The sequence below is a fragment of the Pseudonocardia sp. McavD-2-B genome, from assembly GCF_024124365.1.
GTDB classification, from domain to species: domain Bacteria; phylum Actinomycetota; class Actinomycetes; order Mycobacteriales; family Pseudonocardiaceae; genus Pseudonocardia; species Pseudonocardia alni.
Window position 1 is genome coordinate 24,075 of record NZ_JAMXSG010000026.1, and the last position, 8,802, is coordinate 32,876.

The 8,802-nt window shown below is 72.6% G+C and carries 10 protein-coding genes; 3 read left to right on the plus strand and 7 right to left on the minus strand.

Annotation, left to right across the window (positions count from 1 at the left end; translation table 11 throughout):
- Positions 1–199 precede the first annotated feature (199 nt).
- Positions 200–583 (plus strand): hypothetical protein, encoded by a 384-nt coding sequence (locus NH602_RS06400; protein ID WP_253067294.1) that lies wholly within the window; start codon positions 200–202, stop codon positions 581–583.
- 91 nt (positions 584–674) lie between these two features.
- On the opposite strand, the gene NH602_RS06405 is transcribed toward NH602_RS06400, so the two are convergent.
- From NH602_RS06405 to NH602_RS06425, 5 genes are all read right to left on the minus strand, one after another.
- Positions 675–1,658 (minus strand): ferritin-like domain-containing protein, encoded by a 984-nt coding sequence (locus NH602_RS06405; RefSeq protein WP_374210137.1) that lies wholly within the window; start codon positions 1,656–1,658, stop codon positions 675–677.
- Between the two features lie 156 nt (positions 1,659–1,814).
- Positions 1,815–2,000 carry a hypothetical protein gene (locus NH602_RS06410; protein ID WP_253067295.1) on the minus strand — a complete coding sequence of 62 codons (186 nt, stop codon included), beginning with the start codon at positions 1,998–2,000 and terminating at the stop codon, positions 1,815–1,817.
- Positions 2,001–2,354: 354 nt separating this feature from the next.
- The gene (locus tag NH602_RS06415; protein ID WP_253067296.1) at positions 2,355–3,170 is read right to left on the minus strand and encodes a family 1 encapsulin nanocompartment shell protein; all 816 of its coding nucleotides are present in this window, start codon (positions 3,168–3,170) and stop codon (positions 2,355–2,357) included.
- Between the two features lie 8 nt (positions 3,171–3,178).
- Positions 3,179–3,751 carry a hemerythrin domain-containing protein gene (locus NH602_RS06420; RefSeq protein WP_062400887.1) on the minus strand — a complete coding sequence of 191 codons (573 nt, stop codon included), beginning with the start codon at positions 3,749–3,751 and terminating at the stop codon, positions 3,179–3,181.
- 9 nt (positions 3,752–3,760) lie between these two features.
- Positions 3,761–4,606 (minus strand): serine/threonine-protein kinase, encoded by an 846-nt coding sequence (locus NH602_RS06425; RefSeq protein WP_073577178.1) that lies wholly within the window; start codon positions 4,604–4,606, stop codon positions 3,761–3,763.
- Between the two features lie 380 nt (positions 4,607–4,986).
- Here NH602_RS06425 and NH602_RS06430 point away from each other — a divergent pair, with 380 nt between their 5' ends.
- Positions 4,987–5,799, plus strand: a complete 813-nt coding sequence (locus NH602_RS06430; RefSeq protein WP_179760786.1) for a hypothetical protein — start codon at positions 4,987–4,989, stop codon at positions 5,797–5,799.
- Between the two features lie 10 nt (positions 5,800–5,809).
- On the opposite strand, the gene NH602_RS06435 is transcribed toward NH602_RS06430, so the two are convergent.
- Positions 5,810–7,309: an FAD-dependent oxidoreductase gene (locus NH602_RS06435; protein ID WP_179760787.1), complete on the minus strand. Its 1,500-nt coding sequence runs from the start codon at positions 7,307–7,309 to the stop codon at positions 5,810–5,812.
- Positions 7,310–7,322: 13 nt separating this feature from the next.
- Complete coding sequence (locus tag NH602_RS06440; protein ID WP_100879939.1) at positions 7,323–8,252, minus strand: diiron oxygenase; 930 nt, start codon at positions 8,250–8,252, stop codon at positions 7,323–7,325.
- A 185-nt stretch (positions 8,253–8,437) separates the two neighbouring features.
- On the opposite strand from NH602_RS06440, the gene NH602_RS06445 reads away from it, so the two are divergent.
- A partial coding sequence (locus tag NH602_RS06445) for a carboxypeptidase-like regulatory domain-containing protein (protein WP_253067297.1) occupies positions 8,438–8,802 on the plus strand: 365 nt, incomplete at its 3' end.

An 8,802-nucleotide genomic window follows, 5' to 3' on the forward strand; every position in this document is an offset into this window, starting at 1 on the left:
TAGAGTCGACCCGTCTCGCATACTCGCAGTTCACAGCCCCGCGCAGGTCGACGCTTCGCAGACCGAGACCACTTCGTTCACCTCATTACAGCGATTTTCACCACCCACCCCCGGCGCCCCGAACAGCGACTGCCCTATAGCGTCGTACTCAGCACTTCGGTCTTCCCCGTTTGTGCATCACATTCAGAGGAGAGCATTCATGCGTAAGTCCGTGCGTACCCTCGTCGCCTCCGCGATGGCCGTTCCGATGACCCTCGGGGTGGCCGGCATGGCGTTCGCCGACGAGGGCGACTCCACCCGCGAGCAGTCCCAGACCACCGAGGGCACCGTGTCGGGCGAGCAGGGGTCCACCACCGAGCAGAGCAGCTCCAGCTTCGCCCCGGTGACCCAGCTCAACCCCGCCTTCAACGTCTCCGACGTGCTGGGCCTGAGCGACTTCGCCAACGAGGACTCCGAGGGCGGCAGCAGCCAGTCCGTCGTCCAGGACAACTCGATCGACTCGACCAACGAGCAGGGCACCAGCGCCTCGACCGAGCAGGCGCAGAAGAGCATCCTCGACCAGACCGCCGGTCTGGAGGGCTGAGCGAAGCCAGCCCGAGGAACAGAAGGGCCGGTACGCCACAGTGTGGCGAACCGGCCCTTCTGTCTGTGTCCGGGCGACGTATCTCGGGAGGTCAGCCGTTCGCGTCGCTGGTGTCGACCGTCCCGTTGACGCCCTCGGGGAAGAAGCCTCCCGACGTGACGGCCTCGGGGTTCAGGTAGACGATGTTGAGAACCTGGCCCGGGGTGCGGGAGAAGGCGATCGAGTTCTCGTCGGCCGGAACGATGTTGGCGTTGCCGTTGCCGTCGACGATGCCCTGGTCGAGGTCGGACGGCCCGTCCAGCGAGTCCCGGGCGTCGGAGATCTTCCCGACCACGTCGGCCGCGCCGCCCTGGAGCAGCAGGGTCCGCACCAGACCTGCGTGGTAGGCCTCGACGGCGAGGATACCGGCGGCCGCCTCCAGGAAGGTCTTGTTCGACACCAACGGCGCCGCGCCCTTGTACGCGGTGACGCCGACGTCCTCGAAGATGAAGGCGCCGAGCAGGAAGCTCGTCTCGTCCTTGAACGGGTCGAACGTCTCGTTCTTGCCGATCACCCCGGCAGCCTGCGCGGCGGCGGTGAACGCCTCCTGCAGGTTGATCTCCGGACGCGCCACGCGGGCCTCGCCCAGGGCGGAGCGCAGGAAGTCGACATGCGCCCGCTCGTCCTGCGCGATCTCCTCGGCGTACTGGCGGCCGATCTTCGTCTCGAAACGGACCTTGTACCCGCCGGTGACGCCGCCCAGGTCTCCCTTGCCGTCGATCTGGGAGTCCTTCAGACCTTCGCCGGTGACCGCGCGCAAGTAGAACTCGGCCTCCAGGTACTCGAGGTTGAGCGCGAAGTTCAGGACAGCAGCGTCGGAGACTCCGCCGTCCTCGCTGCTGCTGTCACCGAGACCGAGCCCGCCCAGCAGGCCGCCCTCGCTTGCGGACGCGATGCCGCTGCCGAGAACACCGAGACCGGCAACCCCCGCACCGGTGAGCCCGGCCGCGCGCAGGAAGCGACGACGGTCCATCGCGTTGTCGGTGCTGCGCTCAATCGAGTCGTTCAGGAACTTCTTCGTGAAACCGTGAAACACGAGGTCTCCTCGTGTCGGCCCGACGGGGCGACCGGGTCCGGGGCCGCATCTCCGAGGTCGGGATTCGCGGGGCGCCACTCCGGAGCCCCTGCCCCGAACAACGACACGCCCACCATGGCAGTAATCCCCCAAATGGGGGATGCAGACGATGGGACCTCAGAACCTGGCTCGGGCAGCGCTCTCGATCGCCACCCTCGCCTGCAGCAACAGCCTGGCCCGTGACACGACGTCCTGCGCCTCCGACGAGGTCAGAACTCCCGCGGCGACCACGGTCGCGATGCGGTGAGGAAGCTCCTCGACCAGGGCGATGTGGGCTTCCAGCGAGATCTCGTCTTCCGCCAAGGACACACTCTCTGCCGATAGCGCACCACCAGCGCGCTCGACGTCCGCGGGCACAGGGTCCGGGCGACCACGGCAGTCGGATGAGCCCCCGAAGCTACGCCATAGCGCACAACCGAGCCCCAAGCCACCGGGCGTGGAGCCATTCGTGGCGCGAACTCGCGCCCACTCACACCCGTGGAGCCATTGATGCCCGGCCCTCTGCCACTGAAATCCCTGTTCACCGGCTATCGAAACAGATAGGTGAAAGCTTCTAATCTCTAGGTCGCAGGTTCGAGTCCTGCCGGGGGCACAGTTTCCGCACACGACCGTGCCCCGCCGGATCACGACGGGGCACGGCCGGTGGGGGTCCGCGGGTCAGCGCAGGCGCACACTCGCGTCCGGCTCGACGGCGCGGAAGGTGAAGCTCTCCTCCAGGTAGAGATGCACCTCGCGCGCGTCGTGGTCGGAGTAGCCGATCGCCAGGTCCTGGCCGACGTCGAGCAGGAAGTCCCCGCCGCGCTGGCTGACGACCACGGCCCCGTCGAGGCCGTGGGCGCGCAGGATCTGCCCGCCGAGGATGCGGCTCAGGTGCTCGAACAGCGGGTAGCCGCCGTGCTCGGCGGTCTCCACGATGCGGGTGTAGCCCTCGGGCGCGATCGCCATCGCGTAGGGGCCCTCGATGCCGTTGCGGCGCAGCTGGTCCACCGCACGGGCGACGGCGCCGGGGTAGGTGTCGGGGTCGTCGCCCAGGGCCACGGTGTCGTAGGGCGAGACGTCCGCGATGCCCGCGAAGCCGGCCTCCGGCCAGCCGTGGAAGATCGCGCGGTTCTCGATCGCGGCGGCCGCGCGGGCGGCGCGGGCGAGGTCGTCGAACTCCGGGTCCTGCGCGCCGCGCTGCAGATCGTCGATCTCGTCGCGGGACACCGTGAACGGGACCCGGAACTCGGCGAGCGGCTGCACCCGGCGCAGGCGGGCCGTGATGCCGTCGACGGCGACGCCCGGCGGCGGCCCGTCGAGGCGCTGCGAGCGACCGAGGTCGACCGACGACGTCTGCCAGCCCGCGGTCCCGGTCCAGTCCGCGAGGCGGCGCCCGGCCAGGAGCGGGGTCAGGCGCTCGCGCGCCTCGTCGTCGACGGCCTTCCAGGCGGTCGTGGGGATGGGTGCCTTCTCCCGCAGGAGGTGGTCGTGCACGGCCACGTCTACTTCCCCTTCAGGCTGCCGATGCCGAGACCGTCACGGGTCGGGTCGGACGGGTCGATCTCGGCCTGGACCTCGTCGACGTAAGCCTCGGGGTCCTTGTCGGAGTTGTCGAGGCCCGCGGTGGTGGGGTGGGCGTCGAGGAACTCGGCGAACTGCCGGCCGAGCGACTCGCGCAGGCCGGTGGTGGCGTTCAGGCGGAAGTTGGCGAGGCCCTCGTTCTCCTCCTCGCCCATGTGCTCGTCGTTGGCGCGGCGGGCGGCCCACACCCCCTCCCACCACTGGCCGCTGCCGACCGGGCTGCGCTCGGCCTGCGCGACGCCGTCGCGGATCTCGTTGTGGTCCCCGATGGCGTCGAGCGTCTCGTCCTCCGGGTCCTCCCCGTGCGCGAGGAGCTGCGGGTAGAAGATCTTCTCCTCGGCGAGGGCGTGCACGTCGAGGCGCGCGGCGAGCGGCTCCCAGAGGCGGGCGAGCTCACGGGGGTCGGAGTCGCGGGCCTGGAGCTCGTCCAGCGCGGCGAACTGTCGGCGGAACCAGGCGTGGTCGTCGAGGATCAAGGTCGTGATGTCCGGCACCCGCGCAGGCTACGACGGTCCGGACCCGTCGTCTCGCCGAAGTTCCGGCGGTCGTCGGGGGTGCCGGAGGCGGAGGGCGAGGTCGGCGGCGGCCGGCCGGTCCCCCGGGTGCCGGCGGGTCGAGTCGGACAACGCCCGGTGCAGCCGGGCCGGCAGCTCGTCCGGGACACGCGGTGGCCGGTGCAGCCGGGCGACGGCGGACTCCACCGTGGTCCCCGGGTACTCCCGCTCCCCGGTGAGCGCCTCGAGCAGGACCAGGCCGAGGGCGTGCACGTCCGCGGCAAGCCCGACGGTCTCACCGGCGACCTGCTCGGGCGCGAGGTAGGCCGCGGTGCCCAGGACGGCGTCGGTCCGGGTCAGCACGGAGTGGCCCAGCACGCGGGCGATGCCGAAGTCGGTGAGCCGCGCCCGGCCGGTGTCGGAACAGAGCAGGATGTTGGCGGGCTTCACGTCGCGGTGCACCACCCCACGGCTGTGCAGGTGCGCGAGCCCCGACGCGATGTCGGCGCCGATCGCGACGGCCCGCTCGACCGGCAGCGGGCCACGGGCCAGCCGGGCCGCGAGCGTCTCCCCCTCGACGAGCTCGGCCACCAGGAAGGGCCGGCCGCGGTCGACGCCCCCGCCCAGGAGCCGCACCAGGCCCGGGTGGTCCAGGTGGGCCATGGTCCGCAGCTCACGGCACTGCCGGTCCACGCCATCGGCGTCGTAGCGGTCGAGGAACAGCTTGACCGCGACCACCCGGTCCTCGTGCGGGTCCCACGCCCGGTACACCGTCGCCGTCGACCCGATACCGACGTGGGTCGCCAGGATGTAGCGGCCGGCGATCACGTCGGTCTCCGGGACCGGAGAGCGCATCACTGCCATGACAGACGGTGCCGACACCACCTGTGCACATGTCCAGACCGGAGCCCGTCGGTCACTCTCACGAGCACCCGTAAACAACCCGATGAGGCCATTCCCGGGACTCGGAAGGCCTTGCGGGACAGTGGCAGGACGACGATCCCCCCGCGCTCCGCCGGTGCGGCCCGCCGTCCGAGACCGGACGACCGGGCACGGCCGGGGGTGCCGGTGCACGGGCGCCGCGCGACCGCCGTCGCGCCACCGGCCGACCACGCCGTGCGGGTCGTCGCACACCCCGGCCGCGGCCGGGCGGGTCGCCGCCGGGCCTGCGAGGCTCGGACCGACCCCGACCCCGACCCCGACCCCGTCCACCGTCCGAGGGAGCCTCCAGCGCCATGGCAGTCGAGACGCCGGCCGGGGTCTCCGCGGCGTCGGCCCTGCTGGACGCGGGCACGGCGCCCGGGTCGGCGCTGCTGTTGCGCGCGCTGCTGGAGGCCGCGCGGCTGCGCTACGTCGGACGCCCGACGACGCTGCGTTCCCGTGGGTCGGAGGTACGGCTGGTGCCGACGGCCGTCGCGTCGTCGGGGCTCGGTCCCCGGGCGCTGACGACCGGGCGGTTCGCCACGGTCACCCTGGCCGCGCGCGACGTCGTCCGGCCCGGCCTCGTGCTGCGCGGGCTCACCGTGACCGCCGCGGACGTGCGGCTGCGCCCCGGGCTCGCTCCGGAGCTGGTGGCCGGTCCGGTGGAGATCGAGGCCGAGCTCGACCCGGACTGGGTCGCCGGGCGGCTGCGGGAGCACGTGCCGCAGGTCGAGGTGGGTGTCGACGCCGACGGCGTCGCCCGCGCCCGGCTGCGTCGCCGTCCCGGGCTCGGGGCCGCCGACCTCGCCGTGTCGGTGGACGGGCACACCCTGTCCTGGAAGGTCATCGGTCTGACCGTCGCCGGGCGGTGGATGGGGCCACCCCGGTCGGCGGACACCCGTCGCTCGGTGCGGGCGATGGTCGACCGCAGCCCGCTGGCGGCGATCCGCTCGGGCCGGGTCGAGCTGCCCGGGCTGCCCGGTGCGCTGCGGCTGCACGGGATCGACCTGCACCCCGGGCGGGTCCTGGTGCGCGGCGGGCTCGACGGGTGGCGCCGCACCTTCCCGCTCGCGCGGATCGACGACGTGCTGCGCGGCGCGCTGTCATTGCTGGACCTGAGCCGCTGACCAGGGGCGGTCAGCTCCGGCGGAGCCGCCGGGTGATGGCGCCCAGGCGCGAGGCCGGGCGGCGCGACGGGAGCCGGCCGGCGACGGCGTCGTCGAGCAGGGACCCGACGGTCTCGGCCGCGCAGGTGCGGTTGGTGCCGATCCCCCCGGACGGGCCCCGCTTGATCCAGCCGACGACGTAATGGCCGGGACGGCCCTCGACGCGGCCCGCGTCGTGCGGGACGACGCCGCGGTCGTCGTCGAAGGGCAGGCCGGCGACCGGGCGGCCTCGGTGCCCGACGGCGCGCACGACCAGGTCGGCCGGGATGTCGGTCCCGTCGGCGGTGTGCACCCCGCGGGCCCGGGTGGTGCCGTCGACCCGTTCGGGCGCCGAGTGGAACCGGAACACCACCCGCGGGCGCTCCGCGGGCACCGACCAGTCGATCTTCTCCCGGCGGGCGCCGCGCAGCAGCGCGTGCGACGGGGACGCGGCGGGGCCGTCGAGGGACTCGGCGATGCGGGGGTCGTGCTCGTCGACCACGACCTCGACCGTGCTGCGGCCCAGCAGCTCGCGCAGCTCCGGCGCGGTCGCGGCGACCGCTTCCGGGCCACGGCGGGCGAGCAGCACGACCTCGGTGATCGCACCGGTGCGCAGGGCGGCCAGCGCGGCAGGATCGATCGGGGTGCCCTCCAGGTCCGCGGCGGGCGCGGTGAGGACCCGGGCGACGTCGATCGCGACGTTGCCGGTGCCGACCACGACGACCCGTCCCGCCGCGGTGTCGACGGCGTCACGCGGCACGTCGGGGTGGCCGTTGTACCAGCCCACGACGGTGTCGGCGGCGATGCTGCCGACTCGCCCCTCCCCCGGCAGGCCCAGGTCGCGCGGCACGGGCGCCCCGACGGCCCAGATGACGGCGTCGTGGCGCTGCGCGAGCTCGTCGGCGGTGACGTCGCGGCCGACCTCGGTGCCCAGGCGCATCCGCACCCGCGGGTGGGTGTGGAAGCGGGCGAAGGACTCCCCGATCCCCTTCGTCGACGGGTGGTCGGGCGCGACCCCGAACCGCACCAGACCGCCCGCGACGTCGAGCCGGTCGTAGAGCGTGACCGTCGACGACGTGTGCAGGAGCAGGTCCTGGGCGGCGTACATCCCGGCGGGCCCGGTCCCGACGACGGCGACGTCGAGCGGGGCCATGTCCGCGGGAAGCGACCGTGTGAACTTCAGCGGGTACCACTCGTGGAACAGCGGTGAGTCGCCCTCCAGCTTCCCGGCGACCGGCTTGCCCTCGTAGTAGTCCGCGTTGACCTCGGCGTACCCGGCGAGCGACGCGCTCAGCCTCTCCACCGGGAAGATCGCGTCGACCGGGCAGGCGTCGGCACACGCCCCGCAGTCGATGCACGACCGCGGGTCGATGTAGAGCATGTCGGTCGTGGCGAAGTCCGCCTCGTCGGGCGTCGGGTGGATGCAGTTGACCGGGCAGGCCGCGACGCAGGACGCGTCGGTGCAGCAGGTCTGGGTGATCGCGAAGGGCACGGCCGGCTCCGGGTCAGATCAGGTTCGCGCGACGGTAGAAGTACAGCGCGGGCCTGGTCAGCAGGCCGCAGGATCCCAGGAACTCCATGAGCCCGGCGCAGGAGGAGCGCAGCAGCGCCTTGTGGTGCTCGTTGGCGGCCGCCTCGCGCAGGGCGCGCCGGGTGTCGAGACCGACGTTGGCGTAGACCTCCTCGTTCCACATGCTGGTCACGATGAAGTACGCGGCCATCGCGACGGCCAGCGCCTGCCAGTGTCGACGGACGGGGCCGGCGCCGCGCAGGTTCTCCTTGGTCTCCTCGCGGGCGAACTTCATGTGCCGTGACTCCTCCACCACGTGGATGTTGGAGATGGTCCGCACGAACGGGGCGACCCGCTCGTCGCGCATCCAGTCGCGCTGCATGACGTCGAGGACCTCCTCGGCGACCAGGATGGAGGCGTAGGCGGCCTCGCCCCGCCAGGTGGCGGCGCAGAAGCGGCCGAGCGCGACCGTGGAGCGCTTCGGGACGTACGCGGGGGCCCCGAGCTTCGCCGAGCCGCGGGCGAACATGATCGAGTGCCGGCACTCGTCGGCGATCTCGGTCAGGGCCCACTGGAACGACGGGTCGGTCGGGTCCTTGGCGTAGAAGTCCCGCAGGACCAGCTGCTGCAGGATCATCTCGAACCAGATGCCGGTGGAGGCGACCGAGGCGGCCTCGTGGCGGGTCAGCTCCTTGCGCTTCGCCTCGGACAGCTCCGCCCAGTAGTCGGTGCCGTAGAGGCTGCTCCACTCCGGGCTCATGCCGTGGTCGTCGGGGTTCAGCGGGGTCTCCCAGTCGACCTGGGTGGACGGGTCGAACGACAGCTCCGCGGACGAACGCAGGAGGCGCTCGGCGGTGTCGTGCCGGTCGGCGGCGTGCCGGACGTCCCCGGTCTCGAGCCCGTGCTCCGGAACGGTGGCGGTCATGTCGACTCCTCGCAGACAACGACGTCAATGCTGTAACCGCCGGTAACGTTACCACCGGTTACACGTGACGCAAGTCCCGGATGCGACACGACACGATCACCGGCCGGCGACACCGGTGCGGGTGACGCACCGTCCACCCAGGAGGGTTATCGTTGCTATGCGCAACTAACCTGGGAGGTCGCGACGTGACACCGGAACGGGACGGACCTGCGGTCGTCGGCACCGTGCGGGGGCGGTCCGGCACCCCCGTGCCGGGCGCGACCGTCACTGTCACCGACCTCGACGGGCGCCAGCACGGGCGGGCCGTCAGCGGCGGCGACGGCACCTACGCCGTGGCCCTGACCACCGGCGGGACCTATCTGGTGGTGACCCGCACCGACGGCGCCGGGCCCGACGCCGGGCTGGTCGCCGTCGTCGCCTCCCCCGCGCGGCACGACGTGACCGTCGCCGGCGGCGGCACGGTGCGGGGCACGCTGACCGACGCCGCGGGCCGCCCGGTCGGGGGCGCCGCCGTCACGCTGATCGACACCGCGGGCGAGGTCGTCGCGCA

Bases quoted from the DNA above. Each gene is read 5' to 3' on its own strand.
- NH602_RS06400 (WP_253067294.1), top strand. From the start codon at position 200: ATGCGTAAGTCCGTGCGTACCCTCGTCGCCTCCGCGATGGCCGTTCCG.
- NH602_RS06425 (WP_073577178.1), bottom strand. From the start codon at position 4,606: ATGCGCTCTCCGGTCCCGGAGACCGACGTGATCGCCGGCCGCTACATC.
- NH602_RS06430 (WP_179760786.1), top strand. From the start codon at position 4,987: ATGGCAGTCGAGACGCCGGCCGGGGTCTCCGCGGCGTCGGCCCTGCTG.
- NH602_RS06440 (WP_100879939.1), bottom strand. From the start codon at position 8,252: ATGACCGCCACCGTTCCGGAGCACGGGCTCGAGACCGGGGACGTCCGG.